This is a genomic window from Pseudomonas sp. COR18, from assembly GCF_048568395.1.
GTDB classification, from domain to species: domain Bacteria; phylum Pseudomonadota; class Gammaproteobacteria; order Pseudomonadales; family Pseudomonadaceae; genus Aquipseudomonas; species Aquipseudomonas fuscovaginae_B.
Window position 1 is genome coordinate 5,434,937 of record NZ_CP183808.1, and the last position, 15,986, is coordinate 5,450,922.

A 15,986-nucleotide genomic window follows, 5' to 3' on the forward strand; every position below is an offset into this window, starting at 1 on the left:
TGACCGCTCGTTTTTCGTCTGAGTCCTTACTTCAGGTGGGTCTTGAGTTCCAGGGCCGCCTGACGCATCGCCGCTTTCACCTCAGGAATGCCGTTCAGCGGGTTGAGCAGGCCGAAGTCATGGATCATGCCGTTGTAGCGCACGCTGGTCACCGGCACACCCGCCGCGTCCAGGTGACGGGCATAGGCTTCGCCCTCGTCGCGCAGCACGTCGAACTCGGCGGTCTGCACCAGCGCCGGCGGCAAGCCGCGAAGCTGTTCGGTGCTGGCCCGCAGGGGCGAGGCGTGAATCTGGGCCCGCTCGGCGCTGTCGGTGGTGTAGTTGTCCCAGAACCACTTCATCATGCCCTTGGTCAGGAAGTGGCCCTCGGCGAACTGCTGGTACGACGGCGTTTCGAAGCTGGCGTCGGTTACCGGCCACAACAGCAGCTGGAAGCGCAGTTGCGGGGTTTTGTGTTCCTTGGCCATCAGCGCCACGACCGCCGCCATGTTGCCGCCGACGCTGTTGCCAGCTACCGCCAGGCGCTTGCTGTCGATCCCGATGTCCTTGCCGTGCTCGGCGACCCATGCGGTCGCGCCGTAGGCCTGGTTGATCGCGGTCGGGTAGTGCGCTTCCGGCGACGGGGTGTAGTCGACGTAGACCGCCACCGCACCGGAGTCGACCACCAGGTCGCGGATCAGCCGCTGGTGAGTCGGGAAGTCACCGAGTACCCAGCCGCCGCCGTGGAAGAACATGAAGGCTGGCAACGGGCCCTTGACCTTGGCCGGGCGGACGATCTTCAGGGTGACGGGTTGACCGCCCACCTGGATCGAACGCTCGCTGACTTCGATACCCGAGAGGTCGACCTTCACCGAGGCCTGCGCGCCGGTCAGGACCGCACGGGCGTCACGTGGGCTCAGTTGCTCCAGGGGCCCGCCACCGCCGGCGGCGAGGGCATCGAGGAACGCCTGGGTGTTGTGTTCGACGCCGGGGCTGCCGGCAGCGAAGGCCTGGCCGACGCTGAGGGCGAGGAGGGTGGTGGTCAGGGTCTTTTGTACGATGTTCATGGTGAAATCCTTTTGATTTGATTGATCTGCGTCAAGGGCGTTTGGCGACCGACTCAGTGGCTGTCGCTGCAACGTGTGAACAGATTAATGGGATGCCAGAACACGAAAAAGCGGCTATAAAGCGTTTTACTGTCAACCAAGGGGTGACAATGAACCCGTTCGAAGATATGCGTATTTTCTGTCAGGTGATGGACTCCGGCAGCTTTACCGCCGCTGCCGACCAGTTGGGCCTGTCCAAGCAGTTCGTCAGCCGGCGTCTGATGCAACTCGAAGAGCGCCTGGGCGTGCGGCTGCTCAACCGTTCGACCCGGCGCCTGGACGTCACGCCCCTGGGGCAGAGCTACTACGAGTCGGCCTTGCGTCTGCTGGGCGAGGTCGAACAGGTGGAGCAGGGCATCGCCGGCCAGACCGCCGAGCCCCGTGGCACCGTTCGCCTGAGCGCACCGCTGTCGTTCGCCCTGGCGCACCTGGGCTGCCTGCTGCCACCGTTTCTGCAGCGCTATGGCGAAGTCAGCGTCGAGGTCGATCTCAGTGACCGGCCGGTGGATCTGCTCGGCGAGGGCTACGACCTGGCGCTGCGGATCGGTACGCTGGAAGATTCGTCACTGATCGCCCGCCGTATCGCCAGCATCGACCGGGTGTACTGCGCCAGCCCCGAGTACCTCGCCGAGCACGGCACGCCGCTCAAGCCTGACGATCTGCATTTCCATGACTGCCTGCCCTATGGCCACGGTCGCCAGGTGCAATGGCGTTTCACCGGACCGGGCAAGCCGGTGGTGGTCAACGTCACCGGGCGGATGCGGGTCAACAACGGCGAACTGCTCCGGGACGCCGCCATTTCCGGAATGGGCATCACCTACCTGCCGATCTTCATCGTCGGGGCGGCGCTGGAGGATGGCCGGCTGGTACCGGTGCTGAATGAGCTGCGTCCCGAGCCGCTGGTGCTGTCGGCGGTGTATCCGCAGCATCGCCAGGCTTCGCGGCCGGTGCAGGCGTTCATCGAGTTCCTGCGTGAGCGCCTGAACCGCATCGAGGGCAGGCCCTAGTGGCCTGTACGGCGATCAACGACACAGGCCACCAGTCCCTCACGAAGGGCGCGTTCGAAAGGGCCGCCTGGAGCCCTCGAACCAATAGATCGTTGTGAAGTAGCCCCAGCCGATCAGGAATGAGGGCGCAATCGTCAACAGCACGTTGGGCGTGCCCGCCTGCATGTGAACCGCTGCCGACAGGCTGCTGAACAGGCTCACCACGGCCAGTGGCACCAGCGCGCGTCGAACCCGCAAGGGCCAGCCGGCACACATTCGCGCCAGCCTGAACATCAGCGACAGCGCGACCAGCGTCGAGCCATAGCTGATCAGCCCTTGAATGGCCGCCGCCAGGCCCATCGCGGCCATGCCGTGATCGGCGTTGGAGATCGCCGCCAGCGAACCATAGAACATGGCCGCCGGCAGTGCCGAGAGCAGGAGGGATCGCGTGTTCGCTCCCATGGCTATCGGATGATCTTTTCTTTGACGAACCACTCCGAGTCGGGTTGCAGCGCCACCACGCAGAGGATCTGGTCCGAGTAGGTGACGTGCCGGATGAAGTGCGCGTTGGTCACCTCATCGCTGGACATGTCCATCTTCGGGAAGAAGTTGGGGGCGACCGAACTCTGGCCACCGGGGATGACCCCGGTGTTCACATCCAGCACCAGGTCTTTGGACAGTGAACGAACGATCTCCAGCGCCAGTGACGACATCTCGGCATCCTGCACCTTGAGGCGCAGGTCGGGGTAGAAGCGGGCCGACGGAACCCGTGCGGACATGACCCGGAACATGTTGTAGACCACCGGGTTGTAGGTCTTGGCCACGATCAGGCGCGGCAGGCCGATGGATTGGATGACGTTTTTCAGAAAGAACTGATTGAGCTTCTTGAACAGCGTCGAGCCCCGGTACTCATCGGCGATCATCGCCGTCCACAGATAGAGGAACGACGATGAGCCGAATGGCAGGCTTTTCGCCCCGATGATCCCCACCACCCGCTCGCTTTCCGAGTCGATGGCCAGCGCCAGGTGCTCGTAAGTGTCGAAGATGCCGGGCTGGTTGCCAAAGTATTGCCTGACATCGTATTCGGGCATTCCCCGTTGCAGATCCTCGACGATCTTGACCTTGAAGCTCTCCGGGAAATTACGGCCGACAACCGAGTAATCCAGGTCCCAATCCGTGCTGCTTGTCTGTCTGTTCATAGGCGACCTTGATTCAGAGTTTGTTGTCTGGGAGAAATTTGAGTGCGTGGTTTTCGGACGTCTGTGTCGACGGCTGGATCCTGATGTAGTCGCCGCGTGCCCAGAGCCTGTTCATGTCCACATAACCGTTGAATTTGATGCCGGTGTTGGAAGAGGACAGGATGTAGCGGGAGTTATCGAGGTTCGACAGGTCGGCCACCATCCTGAAGGTGGCGGCAATGTTGGTGTTGAACGGGTTGGCCGGATCGCTGTAGTTGTAGCGGCCGACGTTCACCGTGAAATTGTCGCCCCCCAGGTTGTTGCGGTTGTCGAAGAACCAGGCCATGGGGCTCTTGTGCAGGGGCACATGCTCGCCAACGGCGGCATGCGCGCGCCCCCATTTCCAGCCGCTGACGTCAGCACCGTATTTGTCCCGGATCTGTTGCAGCGACAGGTTCAGGGAGGCCAGCAGCACCTGCCGGCAATGGTCATCCGCCCCACACCAGAAACCCTGGTCGGCCTTCCCGCTCAGCACCAGGTTGAGAAAGGCATCGTAGTTGCGCTGGTTCCAGCCGGCGGCCAGCAGCGCCTTGCCAATCTTCGGTTCCAGCAACGCCTGGGTGAGATTCTTCACCCAGTAGGCGGCGATCAATGGCGCTGCCGACTCAGGATCGGAGTCGAACCGCCAGGCCTTGAGCAGGTTCAATTGCTCCGGTTTCGACGCCAGCCCGTCGAGGGGTGCGAGCATTTTCGGCAGCAGGTCGGCCAGGGATGACGAGTAGCGATCGAGCTGGATATCGGTGGAGGTTTGCAGGGTATGCGGTGCACGCTCCTTCAACAGTGCCATGATGCGGTCGTAGCGATAGGGCAGGACCCAGTCATGGCCGAAGTTGAAGGCATAGTTGTCGGGCACGATGCGGTTGTTGGCGGTGGCGATGTAGCCGCTGGCCGGGTTGAACTGCCTGGGCTTTGCCGCTTCGGGCACATAGCCGGTCCAGTCGTACTTGGCTTCCCAGCCCGGCGCGGGGCCCTGGCCGAGGAGGTCGTCGTCCTGCGCCTTGACCGGTACCCGGCCGGCGGACACATAGCCGATGTTGCCGGCCGTGTCCCCATAGACCATGTTCTGCGGCGGCAGGCCGAAATCGGCGGAAGCCTGCAGGAACTGCGGCCAGTTCTGCGCGTGGTTGATGCCCAGGATGCTGTCGAAGGTCTTGTCGTTGGGATCCAGCCCGGTCCAGGCCAGGGCGATGACCACGGATTTCCTGTCGCCGATGGCCTGCTGCGCGGGCTGGTAGATATCGCTGATGACCGGGCCGTGCCGGGTGTGGCGCACCGACAGGGTAATCGGTGCCGCCCCCTTGACATTGATCTGCTCCTGCACCACCCGGAATGGCTGGTAGGTCGAATCCGAGGACAGGTACAGATTGCTGTCCGACGGATTCAGCTTCTCCAGGTACGCATCCTGGACGGACGAGCCGGTGTTGGTGTAGCCCCAGGCGATCTTCCTGTTGTGTCCGATCACGAACAGGGGCGCCCCGGCATAGGTGGCTCCCACCAGCGCCGAATCGGGTGTCTCCAGGGCCGCCAGGTAAAACAGCGCCGGGTTGGTCAGGCGCAGGTGCGGATCGTTGGCCAGGATCGGCTTGCCCGATACGGTATGGTCGCCGGCAATCACCCAGTTGTTCGAGCCGACACCCTCGACGTTCGAGGGCGGCAGCTTGTCCAGCAGGGCCAGGCCCGTGCCGGACGCGTCCAGGTTGTTGTACAGCGCGGCATAGTCGCGGGTCTTGACCGGCGCACTGCCCGGGTAAGGGGCGAACACCTCGTTGATCTGCGCGACGCTGAGGTTTTTCGACAGCGACAGGCGTTGCAACTGCATGCCGAGGTTGGAGCTCAGGGTCCACGAAAACAGCAGGTGCAGTGCGACGGAGTCCGAAGGCTCCCACTGCCGGGGCGCCGGGGAGCGGGTCAGGGAAAACTCCACCGGCAGACGATCGCCAAACTTGTCGATGAAGAAATTCACCCCGTCGCTGTAGCTACGCAGGATGTCCTGGGTCTGCGGCTTCAGTTGCTGAAAGATCAGCTCGGCGTTTTTCCTGAAGCCCAGCGTCCGGGCAAATTTGTCCATCTCCACTGTCGAGCTGCCAAAGGTCTCCGACAGGGTGCCGCTCGCGTAATTGCGGCTGAACTGCATCTGCCACAACCGATCACGGGCGTGGCTGTACCCCAGCAGGAAATACGCATCGCGCTCGTTGGCGGCCTTGATGTGTGGAACGGCGTTGGCATCCCAGGCGATACTGCCTTTATCGGAAATACCCTTCGGTACTTCCAGGACGCCGGTCTCGAACACATTGGACAGCGTGATGTTGTGCAGCACATACATCACGCCGGCCGTGGCGACGGCGAACGTGCCGAATACGCCATAGAGTATTATTTTTACCGATGTTTTCATGACATCCCACTTCCCGGATCAGTGAAATCACGCCACCCGACGATTTTTCTCTGCGTACTTGCTCACGAAAAACACCAGCGATACCCGTTCACCCTCGGTGACGGCTTCGACCTGATGGGGGAAGGAACAATCGGTGATCACCAGGGACTGCAACTCGGGGCGGATCAGATTCACCTGTTCGTCCTGTTTGTTGAAAATCAGGAATTCGCCACCGGCGAAGTGTTTGCCCAGTTGCAGGACGATCGAATAGAGGTAGTCGGGGTTGCTATCGATATCCAGGTGTTTGCCGATGAAGGAGCCGTCCTTCATCTTGTTGACCTGCATGCGCCGAATATGGAACTCGTCGCCATCGAGCAGCCGGGAGACGAAACTCAGCAATTTGTCGTTGCACACCAGCGAGATCATGTGATCGGCGAGCGGCTGGTTGACCCGGGTCGGTCGTTCGACATCGGTCATGAAACGGGCGACCGTGAGGTCGTTGAGTTCGTCGGCGTCACCGATATACACCTGCTCCCAGGGCAGCGACGGGTTGGCCAGGATGGCATTGATTTCATCCCAGTCATCCTGGCTGTACAGAAACCCGGTGGCGCTGGAGTAAAAAGAGCCGTTGTTTGCCAATTCTTTTTTTGCGACTTCGACAATGTTCATTTCACGTTCCTTCGTTGAGAGTGGTTATTAAACTTCGGCTTCTACCGCTGACGCCTTGCGCGCGGTCTGGGTTTCAAGGTGCTGCTTGTTCGCGTCGTACCAGGCGCAGATCCCGAAGGGATCGCTTTCATTTCGGCAAAGATGGTCGCGCAGGATCAGGAAGCTCTCGGTCATGCTCCAGGTTTCGGTCATCGGGCCGAATCGCGATGCCAGCGATTCGTTGGCGGCCCGTTCCGGGGCGATGCTCCAGAAGTTCACCCCCGGGTTGCGATGGTGAAAGTCATGGCTGGGCAGGTCCTGCATGAAGGAAAAGACCCGCAGGGGGATATCGATGAAGACCACGGCCAGCCCCCACGTCACTACCCGCCAGGCGAAGGCCCAGCCGGTGTGGTTCGCGGGGTAGGGGCGTCCGAAGAAGCGACCCCAGCTCAGCGATCCGTAGAAGATGTACTTGGGCAGCCCCCGGGTGTTTTGCGCAAACCACAGGTGTTCGGTGACGTGCTGGATCCAGGACGAGAACTGCGTCACCAGAAAGATCGGCAGCAGATAGAACACGGCAAAGGGCAGCATGTAGCCGGACAGGTAAACGCCGGTCAGCAGCAAGGCCCAATAGATTGCGCGGCTGATCCTTTCATGCCGGTCGGTCTTGATGAAGTTGACTTCGAGCCTGAACTTGATGTGCTCATAGATGCGCATCGGATGAAACGGGGCCAAGACCAGTTTGGTCCAGTATTCGCGCTCGCTCATGCCCTTGTAGAAACCATGGGCAGCCATGAACTGCAGGTCGACATCCTTGTCCGTACAAAAGGTATTGACGCTGTGGTGTTCACTGACATGAAGTTTCATGTAGTTATTCCACGGCGTATGCACGATGGGCATCGACAGCACCCACTTGCAGACAAACTTGGCCAGTCGCCTGTTGGCGATGCCGGCACCGTGAATGGTGTAGTGGAAGGTATGCAGAAGTCCTCGCTGGCGGTTGACCACCATGCAGATCATGGGAATCGACAGCAGCAGTTTGGTCGCCCAGTGCAGATCCGCCTGCAGCAGTTCGTTGCCGAGCAGGACCGCGGCGATGAACACCGCGTAACCCCAGCTGATCTGCAGAAACAGTTGCCAGGGTTTCAGCAGTGTTTCCTTGGGACCTTTCGGTGGATTCTGGTTGCCGGACTTGCCCGTCACCCAGGTCCAGAAGGCCTGGAGCGGCAAGTGCGCATAAGTGGCGCGGACATCGATACCGTGTCCGTATTTTGTATAGCGGGTACTAAAAAGTTCCTGTTTCATATTGGCAGTATCCCTACATCGCCTATAGATAATCCGTTTTCACATACAAGACAGCGACCGGGCCGAAGAAGGAGTAGAACGGTTCCATCTTGTAGTGGTCGACAGCCAGGACCACGAAGTCCTGATAGGCCTCCAGGAATATGCCTCCCATCAGGGCATATTCAGCGGCTTGCGAGAGAAAGTTGTTCCAGATGGTTTCGTCACTCTGGCCAACGAACCATTTGGAATACAGTGGACGTCTGGATTCGAAGATCTCTTCCATCTGTCCGTGGTCCAGACCGGTCTGGCCATAGTCCCCCGAGCGCAGCCGCTGCAGAATGGCCTGATGGCGCTCATGCCAACCCTGTTCATCACCACACAGTTCAAAGAACGACCCCGTGACGGCCGGTGCGCTCAGTTGATTGCCGATCGTCAGCAATTGCCGATTGACCTTGTCGAGAAACTCATCGCGGGCGTTGGCCGAATTCGCGTTGCGGTTGAACGAGATGTACTCGAACTCGCCGCCGAACAGTTTGTGTTCCAGGGGAACACCCACCGCGTTCGAGAACTCACTCAGGGCACTGTCCACCTTGAGCAGCTTCTCGCCCGCCAGCCCCGGTTTGGCCCCCACGTGGGTAAAGGTGTAGCGGGGCCTGCCTTCGGCATCCATGACATAGGAGTAGTCCGGGCATATCGCACTGACGATGGTCAGGCGCCGCCCCAATGACTGGCTGCGATGGATCTGCGCGACGACGCCTTCCATCGCGGTCTGCGTCGGCGGCATCAAGCCACCTTCGCTCAACAGCTGCGACAGGGCCGAGCCATACCGTTCAATGTGCGCGACATTCGTGTACTTGAGCTCGACGGAGGACTTCGCGGCATGTTCATCGGACAGCAGCAGCGATGCGATCGAAGGTATGCGTCCCTTGGTCTTGAATACGTGGATATTGGTCAGTACCCGCGCCTTGGAATTCGTCGGCAGCTCAAAGTCGAACTCTGAATACTTGTCCTTGAGCATCATGTAAAACAGGTAGTTGCTCACGGGCAGCGTCTTGTTGCCGAAAGACCTGCGCAGCTCGGCGTATTGGTGGCGCAGGGCCTCGATTCTTCTGGAGAGGAACTCCGGCTCCTTGGGGACATTCAACGCATCATGCGGAATCCCGCAGTTGATGCACTTCAAGAGGTCGCGACTCAGGCGTGAATCAATATTCAGGAACATATCAATTACCCGCGTTTGACCAGTGACTCTTGATTCACGCTTTCAGGGGCCTTCATGACGGCTGGCGCTTCATGAACATCCTTGAACAGCAGCATGTCGAGGAAACGGTTTTCCTTGTTGTCGGAAAAGCCTTGGGGGGCGAAGTTTTCCTTGGGGTTCTCGAAGGTGCCGAACAGCATGTCCCAGATCGGAAAGTCGCTGTAGTTGCACTCGTGGCGATCACGCTGGTGGTGGACCCTGTGCATCTCCGGGCGCTGGAAGAAGTAGCCGAGCCAGTGCGGGGTACGGATGTTGGTGTGATAGAACATCTCGCCCAGTGCCGCGAACATCACATAGAAGGCACCGGCCTCGATACTGATGCCCAGCAACACGTAGGCCACGGCGCTACCGAGCATCGAGTTGAAGACCATTTCCGTGGGGTGTTTGTAGAACGAGGTGAAGACTTCAATCCGTTGCGGGGCATGGTGAATCTGGTGGAACAGGCGCCACAAGGCGTTGTTGGCGTGACGCCAGCGGTGCCACCAGTAGGTCACGAAGGTATTGATGAAGTACGCGACGAAACCTGCCGCGAGCGGGCTGAGACTTTCAGAGATATGGAACAGGCTGTGGCCCTGCATCCATTTGTTCCAGGAGACACCGGCCAGCAGCGCCACCGCGATCTGAATGATGTTGAGGGTCATTGATCTGAAGAACCAGGTACTGACCTTGGGCAACTTCCATCCTGGGATAATATGTTCGAGAGCCAGTACCGCCAGGGCAACGCCTATCAGATAGAGAATCATGGTTAGTCCTTTAGTCCAGGTTTTATATAATCATCCAGCGTCTCGCCTAGTAGGCAGACAAGGCCTTTATCGTTTTCTCGTTAATCTCGATCCAGAATGCAACTACGGGTTTTCCATCGATCAACTGGGCGCTGGACACACGGTGTACATCCGCGCCCATTCTTCTGAGCAGTCGTTCGTTGCCGACAGCAGAAAAGGCGATGAGTCTTTTAACCTCATGGTCTTGCGCGACTCTGACGACCTGCTTCACCAAACGGCATGTATCCAGCCAATGGTCAGTACTCGGGGCATCGCTGTCCGATGAATTGACGGCAAAGCGGGAAAGTTCCCAGATGTCGTTCGACTTGGGCAACGGTATATCGCCCATCAAACCCGGGAAGATCTGTTCGAGAAGATAGTCTCTGCTCGTCGACAACATGCGTGCGCAGCCGCATACATTGCCGTGCCTGTCTCGAGCAATGACATAGTAGGTGTCTTCGTCATCAAATTCGTCGGACTCCAGGCCTTCCTCGCACTGCAGAGGCCAACCCATTTTCTCGACGAAGATTCTGTAGCGAAATAACCCGAGCCCGGCGATGAGCTCAGAAGGGAGTTGTCGCGCTGTACCATTTATTATATTCAGCATTCCGCACCAGCTTCCAATCCAGTTCCGCGAATTAGAAGTCATGGGTCTGCAAAAGCCTAGCTGCCCAAAAGGGCAGCTTCTAAAGTGCCATCTTCATTGCCTCTTTCCGGTGCCGCTATATTCCCTTCAAACCAATACGGTGCATCGCTGGATGTTGCTGCCGGATGACCGGGGTCAACTGTCGTGCCCGACTATTAAGCTGCTCGGCAGCTGACACTGCAAACCTTGTCTGGATATCCAGACAAAGAGCAGTTGTTGTGTCATATCGCTGCCCAGATCATAACCACGAGGTGAGCGTAACATGATGTTGCAACTGATTCCTCCCGGTGCTATAAGGACTTTTCCAGAAAAAGCTTCCTTGAACCAATTCCAACTAATGCTCAGTTTTGGTGCGGAGTCCTGGCACTCCCATTCACTGTATCCAGCATAGGCAACAGGCAGTCCGAATTCTTTTAATTCGGCAGTCAGGCTAGTGTCGATCCAGGCAAGACAAGGCTGGAATGACAAGCCAATCAACTCCGGATAAGACAGGCGTATCAACTGGTCTGGGGCTAGCGATTGCATCTTAATTACTCTGCCTGATTGTTGGTTTTATTTTTCAAATAGATTCCCCGTCCGTCCTGGCATCCAAACTCCAAAACATTGGAGTCGGGACTATCCCTTGCACCCTCACTAAAGGTAATTAGCTATGTCCGATTGGCGTGAACACTATCTTTCGCTATTTGCGCAGGCGAAAACAAAAGAGGAATTTCTGGTATTGCTCGAATCGGTTGTTCGGTCTTTCGAGTTTGATCGGTACTCATTGGGAATTCGTTTTCCATTACCCATTTCCAGTCCGAAATTTCATTTGTCATCCAATTACTCGCCGGCCTGGGAGAGTCGCTACATCGATAACAACTATTTCACTATCGACCCGACGGTGAAACATGGCCTGACCGAGCACCGGCCACTCTGTTGGTCCGCCGATGCATTCACCGAGCATCTTCATTTCTGGGAGGATGCCAAGCATTATCAGCTGGTCCATGGCTGGTGTACGCCCTCTCGGGCAAAGCACGACACCATCGGCATGCTCTCTCTGGTCAGATCGGCCAGCCCGATCACATCATTGGAGTTCAACGAGAAAGAAGCCAGGCTGGTGTGGATCGCCCATCTTGCACATTCCACCATGCTCGACTTCATTGCCCCCAGTTACATCCCTGAAGTGGGCGCATCCCTCACGGCCAGGGAGGTGGAAACCTTGAAGTGGTCGGCAACGGGCAAAACCTATTCCGAAACCGGGCAGATCCTGTCCATCGACGAAAGAACGGTGAAATTCCACCTGGTCAATGCCATGCGCAAGCTGCACTCCAGCAACAAGGTGGAAGCGGCGATGAAGGCCTATGCCCTGGGCATGCTTCATTGACCTGGCGCTGTAACTGAATCACTGGCGGGGAATCCAGATGGGCCGCCGGAGAAATACGCCAGCGTATTTCTCCGGCGCAGCGCACGCTACAGACCCTCAAGGGTGATTTCGCCGACCATGTAGAGCACCGACTCTCCCGTTATCAGCACACGGTCGCCAGCCATTTCGCAGCGCAACTGACCTTTGCGCAGGCCGCCCTGTTGTGCTGTCAGTATCTGTTTGTCCAGAACGCCGGCCCAGTAGGGCATCAGCGAGGTGTGCGCCGAGCCTGTCACCGGGTCTTCGTTGACCCCGACATTCGGGCCGAACCAGCGCGAGACGAAATCGAACTCGCGACCTTGGGCCGTCACCACGACACCCCGTAGCGGCAAGTCCTTGAGGCGGGCAAAGTCCGGTTTCAGTTTCTCCACGATCTGCTCGTCAGGCACGACGACGATGAAGTCGTCGGTGGCCAAGACGTCTGCCGACTCCAGGCCCAGTGCGGGCAGCAGATCCGCCGGGGGCGTGCAGGGCTCGGCGGTTTTCGCCGGGAAGTCCAGGGTCAGCCCGCTGCCGGAGCGACGGACCCGCAATTCTCCGCTGCGGGTCGAAAACCTCAGGACTGGCGCGTCGACGCCCAGCTTGTTGAGGATGACCCAGGCGGCCGCCAATGTCGCATGTCCGCATAACTCGACCTCGACCAGCGGGGTGAACCAGCGCAGTTCATAGACATCGCCCTGTTGGACGAAATAGGCGGTTTCGGAAAGATTGTTTTCTGCGGCAATGGCCTGTAGTTGTTCATCGGTCAACCAGTGATCCAGCGGGCAAACAGCCGCCGGGTTGCCGGCAAAGACCCGGGAAGCAAAGGCATCAACTTGAAAGATAGCGACCTGCATTGATCAAACTCCGGTTGTGGGCTGTTGCTTATAGGGAAGTAAGTACCGCTGGCGATAAGTTGGTTGTATTCACGATTAGGCTATGTACGAAATCGCTTGAAACTTGGTTATGCGGCGTTAAAAACCGGCTCGGAATGCTCATTGACAACCAGTCAACTGCGCTTCCTCGCCGGTTTTTGCCTTGCCTAACCTGCGTTTCAAACAATTTCGTACACAGCCTAGTGAGTGCCGGCAGTTACATGTATTGGATTTAAAACCAGGCACATAGCCTTGTATACCTGTCCTTTCGGGCAGGGCTGTCCAGCCGGCCATTGGGGGCGGATATGATCAGGGGGCAGGTTTAAACTTTCTGTGAGTTGATGTTTCGATTTCGGCTGGAATGACTACGGAAAAATCTTGCGTACAGCCAGCAAAATAGTCTTTTGACGAAATTCAGGCAACACTTTTAAACAAATCTTGAGTTGAATGACCGCTCTCGTTTAATGTCTCGCTCTGCTGGGGACAATGTCGATATATGTGAAACTCGTGTTCCCCGATCATAAGGAGATGAGATGCTGCAAATCCTGGGTAAGGCTTCCTCGATCAATGTGCGCAAGGTGCTCTGGACCTGTGCCGAGTTGCAGATTCCTTTCGAGCGACAGGACTGGGGCGCAGGTTTCAGGGAAACCGACAGCGCCGAATTCATGGCGCTCAACCCCAATGCGATGGTGCCCGTGATCAGGGACGACGGGTTCGTGCTGTGGGAATCCAACACGATCATCCGGTACCTGGCGAACCGTGCCAACGCCTTGCACCTGTATCCGGCAGAGGCCAGGGCCAGGGCTCGGGTGGACCAATGGATGGACTGGCAGGCCACCGACTTCAACAAGTCCTGGGGCTATGCATTCATGGCACTGGTTCGCAAAAGTGCCGCCCATCAGGACCCACAAGCGCTGGCGGAAGGTTGCCGGCAGTGGTCCAGGCACATGGCGATCCTGGACCGGCAACTCGAGGCGACGGGCGCGTATGTCAGCGGCAGCGAGTTTTCCCTGGCGGACATCCCGATCGGGCTGTCGGTGAACCGCTGGTTCGAAACCCCGCTGGAGCACCCGGACTTCCCCGCGGTCAGTGCCTATTACGAACGCCTGGGCCAACGTGCCGGTTTCCGCCTGCATGGCCGCAACGGCACGCCGTGAACCCCACGACCTCAGAAGTTGACCGAGGCACTCAAGCGCGCCGTGAGCGGCGCGCCCTGGAACAGGTAGTCGTCGCCCATGTACTCGCCGACATCGCGCCAGTAGCGTTTGTCGAACAGGTTGTCCACCGTCAGGCGGAACACCGTGTCGTAGCCGTCGATGCGCGTGCTGTAGCGGCTGCCGACGTTGAAGATCGCGTAGGCGCCGGTCTCGGCTCCGCCTTGATGGCTGGCGGACTTGCGGCCGCTGTACTGCATCCCGCCGAGCAGCGCCAGGCCGTCGAGCCAGGGCAGGGCGTAGTCGCCGGACAGACTGGCGCGTAGCCGCGGCACGTTGATCGCCTGGTGCCCTTCGTAGCTCGGCGTGCCGGTTTCGGTGACGCGTGCCCGGATCGCCGCGACGCTGGCGGCGATCTGCAGGCGCTGGGTCGCCCAGCCGTTGGCCGACAGTTCCAGGCCGGTGTTCTTCTGCTGGCCCTGCTGGACGAAGGTGAAGTCGCCATTGCCGTCAGGCTTGGCGTACTGGTAGCCCTGGCGGATCTGGAACAGCGCGGCGGCGAGGGTCATGCGTCGCCAGTCGTACTTGATCCCGGCCTCGATCTGGCGCGAGACCGTGGGTGCCAAGGTCTCGAACGCGTTGCTGGCAAACCACGGCGCGGTACCGCCCAATGACAGCCCCTTGCTGTAGCGGGTGTACAGCGACAGGTCTTCGATCGGTTTGTAGATCAGCGCCGCCTCGGGCAGGAACACGTATTGCCGGGTATGCCGAGCGGTATCACCGGCCTGGTCGAAGGTGCGTTCGTCCAGACGCACCTCGCGGCCGCCGAGGATGGTTTGCCATTGGTCGTTGAAGCGGATGCGGTCGGTGGCGAAGAGTCCGTATTGGCGGCTGTCCAGGTGGCGATAGGAGGGGCCGATGGCGCCGTCGTAACGCGGGAAGTTCTCCGGGTCGCCGTCGATATTGCCGTTGCCGATCCTTTCATTGATGGGGTTGTGCTGATCGACCACGCGACGGAATGCACTGGTGCCTACCGTCAGCTCATGCCCGAGACCGGCGGCATCAAAGTTGCCACTGAGGGCGGCCTGGATCTCGTCGTTGCGGCGTGTGTCATCGGGGCTGCGGAAATCGTAGATGTCGTAGTCGCCTTCGGGTGTGAAGTAATTGCCGAGTGAGCCCGATGGACAGTTGCTCAGGTAACCGCAACCCCAGGCAAACGAACTGTAGTCATCGATCACCACCCGACTGCGCGAAGCGCTCAGGCTGCCTTTCCAACTGTCGTTGAAGTGGTACTCGAACAAACCATTGATGTTCAGCGCATCGTTGCCCACCTGCGGAGAACCGCTCTGGTGACCCAGCAGCTTGCGCGGCGAGGCGCCGTGGGGCAGTTCGTTACCGCCGAGCAATTGATAGCCGGGCGCTGAGCGCTGCTGCTTGTTCTGGTACTCGACGTCCAGTTGCAGCAGGGCATCGGGGCTGATGTTCCAGTCGAAGGCCAGCGAGGCGAAATCGCGCTTGCCGTTGGTGTGCTCGACATAGGACTGGATGTCCTCGTGGGCCACGTTGGCCCGCAGGCCGAACTGCCGCTCGGGACCGAACCAGCCGCCGACATCGGTGGCCAGGTAGCCGCTGCCGCGGTCGTCGGTGGAGATGGTGACCGAGCGCACGTCGGCCGGGCGCTTGGTCACGTAGTTGATCACGCCGCCGGGTTCGCTGACCCCGCTTCCCAGGCCGGACAGGCCCTTGAGCACTTCGACCTGCTGCTTGTTCTCCAGGCCCACGTTCTGCTCGCCGGTGATGCTGCGGCCATTGATCCGGTAGCTGTTGGCGGCGTTGAGGGTAAAGCCGCGCACGTTGAAGTTCTCGTAGTAGCCCACCGGCGCATAGCTCTGGCCCACCGCCGCGTCGTTGCGCAGCACCTCGCTGAGCAGGCGTGCCTGCTGGTCCTTGAGCAACGAATCGGTGATGACCGAGACCGACGCCGGGGTATCGCGCAGCGGTGCACTGTCGAAACCGGCGACCGAGGCGTTGTCGGCACGGTAGCCGCTGGTGTCCTCGCCGACCACATTGACCGTCGGCAGCTCGGTTTCGGCAGCCTGTACGGCGGGCAGGCCGGTGGCGATCAGCAGCCCGAGAGTGATACGCGGGGCGGCGCGTTGGCCGGACCTGCGGTAAGCCTTGTACATCAACGATTCCTCGACATCCGGGCGACAAAAGCGCGCCATCATACAGAACGATGGAAACCGAGGCGTCTTTATGGCGATAGGCTCCGGGCAAACTGTCGGTGTTATCCAGGATG

The 15,986-nt window shown here is 59.3% G+C and carries 15 protein-coding genes; 3 read left to right on the forward strand and 12 right to left on the reverse strand.

The window, feature by feature from the left end:
• Window positions 1–26 precede the first annotated feature (26 nt).
• Entirely contained in the window at window positions 27–1,046 is a 1,020-nt protein-coding gene (locus ACM62G_RS24870; RefSeq protein ID WP_419735836.1) for an alpha/beta hydrolase, read from the reverse strand.
• A gap of 149 nt (window positions 1,047–1,195) precedes the next feature.
• On the opposite strand from ACM62G_RS24870, the gene ACM62G_RS24875 reads away from it, so the two are divergent.
• The gene (locus ACM62G_RS24875) at window positions 1,196–2,092 is read left to right on the forward strand and encodes a LysR family transcriptional regulator (protein WP_273821025.1); all 897 of its coding nucleotides are present in this window, start codon (window positions 1,196–1,198) and stop codon (window positions 2,090–2,092) included.
• Window positions 2,093–2,131: 39 nt separating this feature from the next.
• Here ACM62G_RS24875 and ACM62G_RS24880 read toward each other — a convergent pair whose 3' ends face one another.
• From ACM62G_RS24880 to ACM62G_RS24920, 9 genes are all read right to left on the reverse strand, one after another.
• On the reverse strand, window positions 2,132–2,533 hold the full coding sequence (locus ACM62G_RS24880; RefSeq protein WP_419735837.1) for a hypothetical protein: 402 nt from the start codon (window positions 2,531–2,533) through the stop codon (window positions 2,132–2,134).
• A gap of 2 nt (window positions 2,534–2,535) precedes the next feature.
• Window positions 2,536–3,270 carry a hypothetical protein gene (locus ACM62G_RS24885; protein WP_419735838.1) on the reverse strand — a complete coding sequence of 245 codons (735 nt, stop codon included), beginning with the start codon at window positions 3,268–3,270 and terminating at the stop codon, window positions 2,536–2,538.
• A gap of 13 nt (window positions 3,271–3,283) precedes the next feature.
• Complete coding sequence (locus ACM62G_RS24890; RefSeq protein WP_419735839.1) at window positions 3,284–5,701, reverse strand: penicillin acylase family protein; 2,418 nt, start codon at window positions 5,699–5,701, stop codon at window positions 3,284–3,286.
• Window positions 5,702–5,728: 27 nt separating this feature from the next.
• Complete coding sequence (locus tag ACM62G_RS24895) at window positions 5,729–6,349, reverse strand: 2OG-Fe(II) oxygenase (RefSeq protein WP_054059290.1); 621 nt, start codon at window positions 6,347–6,349, stop codon at window positions 5,729–5,731.
• A 27-nt stretch (window positions 6,350–6,376) separates the two neighbouring features.
• A complete protein-coding gene (locus tag ACM62G_RS24900; protein ID WP_273821029.1) occupies window positions 6,377–7,633 on the reverse strand; it encodes a hypothetical protein in 1,257 nt (418 codons plus the stop codon).
• A gap of 22 nt (window positions 7,634–7,655) precedes the next feature.
• A complete protein-coding gene (locus tag ACM62G_RS24905) occupies window positions 7,656–8,831 on the reverse strand; it encodes a hypothetical protein (RefSeq protein ID WP_054059292.1) in 1,176 nt (391 codons plus the stop codon).
• Window positions 8,832–8,836: 5 nt separating this feature from the next.
• Window positions 8,837–9,613, reverse strand: coding sequence for a sterol desaturase family protein (locus tag ACM62G_RS24910; RefSeq protein WP_054059293.1), 777 nt, complete (start codon window positions 9,611–9,613; stop codon window positions 8,837–8,839).
• Window positions 9,614–9,659: 46 nt separating this feature from the next.
• The gene (locus tag ACM62G_RS24915) at window positions 9,660–10,238 is read right to left on the reverse strand and encodes an acyl-homoserine-lactone synthase (RefSeq protein ID WP_054059294.1); all 579 of its coding nucleotides are present in this window, start codon (window positions 10,236–10,238) and stop codon (window positions 9,660–9,662) included.
• A 174-nt stretch (window positions 10,239–10,412) separates the two neighbouring features.
• A complete protein-coding gene (locus tag ACM62G_RS24920; protein ID WP_081009934.1) occupies window positions 10,413–10,802 on the reverse strand; it encodes a DUF4902 domain-containing protein in 390 nt (129 codons plus the stop codon).
• Window positions 10,803–10,926: 124 nt separating this feature from the next.
• On the opposite strand from ACM62G_RS24920, the gene ACM62G_RS24925 reads away from it, so the two are divergent.
• Window positions 10,927–11,640 carry an autoinducer binding domain-containing protein gene (locus ACM62G_RS24925; RefSeq protein ID WP_054059295.1) on the forward strand — a complete coding sequence of 238 codons (714 nt, stop codon included), beginning with the start codon at window positions 10,927–10,929 and terminating at the stop codon, window positions 11,638–11,640.
• Window positions 11,641–11,726: 86 nt separating this feature from the next.
• Here the strand turns inward: ACM62G_RS24925 and ACM62G_RS24930 are convergent, their stop codons facing one another.
• Complete coding sequence (locus ACM62G_RS24930; protein WP_419735840.1) at window positions 11,727–12,515, reverse strand: PhzF family phenazine biosynthesis protein; 789 nt, start codon at window positions 12,513–12,515, stop codon at window positions 11,727–11,729.
• A 551-nt stretch (window positions 12,516–13,066) separates the two neighbouring features.
• Between ACM62G_RS24930 and ACM62G_RS24935 the strand changes: the two genes are divergently transcribed.
• Window positions 13,067–13,690 (forward strand): glutathione S-transferase family protein, encoded by a 624-nt coding sequence (locus tag ACM62G_RS24935; RefSeq protein WP_054059297.1) that lies wholly within the window; start codon window positions 13,067–13,069, stop codon window positions 13,688–13,690.
• A gap of 11 nt (window positions 13,691–13,701) precedes the next feature.
• On the opposite strand, the gene ACM62G_RS24940 is transcribed toward ACM62G_RS24935, so the two are convergent.
• Window positions 13,702–15,873: a TonB-dependent siderophore receptor gene (locus ACM62G_RS24940; protein WP_419735841.1), complete on the reverse strand. Its 2,172-nt coding sequence runs from the start codon at window positions 15,871–15,873 to the stop codon at window positions 13,702–13,704.
• Between the last annotated feature and the right edge of the window lie 113 nt (window positions 15,874–15,986).

What these genes read in the sequence shown, in the direction of transcription:
- ACM62G_RS24870 (WP_419735836.1), bottom strand. Translation starts at nt 1,046, where the DNA reads ATGAACATCGTACAAAAGACCCTGACCACCACCCTCCTCGCCCTCAGC.
- ACM62G_RS24875 (WP_273821025.1), top strand. Translation starts at nt 1,196, where the DNA reads ATGAACCCGTTCGAAGATATGCGTATTTTCTGTCAGGTGATGGACTCC.
- ACM62G_RS24880 (WP_419735837.1), bottom strand. Translation starts at nt 2,533, where the DNA reads ATGGGAGCGAACACGCGATCCCTCCTGCTCTCGGCACTGCCGGCGGCC.
- ACM62G_RS24885 (WP_419735838.1), bottom strand. Translation starts at nt 3,270, where the DNA reads ATGAACAGACAGACAAGCAGCACGGATTGGGACCTGGATTACTCGGTT.
- ACM62G_RS24890 (WP_419735839.1), bottom strand. Translation starts at nt 5,701, where the DNA reads ATGAAAACATCGGTAAAAATAATACTCTATGGCGTATTCGGCACGTTC.
- ACM62G_RS24895 (WP_054059290.1), bottom strand. Translation starts at nt 6,349, where the DNA reads ATGAACATTGTCGAAGTCGCAAAAAAAGAATTGGCAAACAACGGCTCT.
- ACM62G_RS24900 (WP_273821029.1), bottom strand. Translation starts at nt 7,633, where the DNA reads ATGAAACAGGAACTTTTTAGTACCCGCTATACAAAATACGGACACGGT.
- ACM62G_RS24905 (WP_054059292.1), bottom strand. Translation starts at nt 8,831, where the DNA reads ATGTTCCTGAATATTGATTCACGCCTGAGTCGCGACCTCTTGAAGTGC.
- ACM62G_RS24910 (WP_054059293.1), bottom strand. Translation starts at nt 9,613, where the DNA reads ATGATTCTCTATCTGATAGGCGTTGCCCTGGCGGTACTGGCTCTCGAA.
- ACM62G_RS24915 (WP_054059294.1), bottom strand. Translation starts at nt 10,238, where the DNA reads ATGCTGAATATAATAAATGGTACAGCGCGACAACTCCCTTCTGAGCTC.
- ACM62G_RS24920 (WP_081009934.1), bottom strand. Translation starts at nt 10,802, where the DNA reads ATGCAATCGCTAGCCCCAGACCAGTTGATACGCCTGTCTTATCCGGAG.
- ACM62G_RS24925 (WP_054059295.1), top strand. Translation starts at nt 10,927, where the DNA reads ATGTCCGATTGGCGTGAACACTATCTTTCGCTATTTGCGCAGGCGAAA.
- ACM62G_RS24930 (WP_419735840.1), bottom strand. Translation starts at nt 12,515, where the DNA reads ATGCAGGTCGCTATCTTTCAAGTTGATGCCTTTGCTTCCCGGGTCTTT.
- ACM62G_RS24935 (WP_054059297.1), top strand. Translation starts at nt 13,067, where the DNA reads ATGCTGCAAATCCTGGGTAAGGCTTCCTCGATCAATGTGCGCAAGGTG.
- ACM62G_RS24940 (WP_419735841.1), bottom strand. Translation starts at nt 15,873, where the DNA reads ATGTACAAGGCTTACCGCAGGTCCGGCCAACGCGCCGCCCCGCGTATC.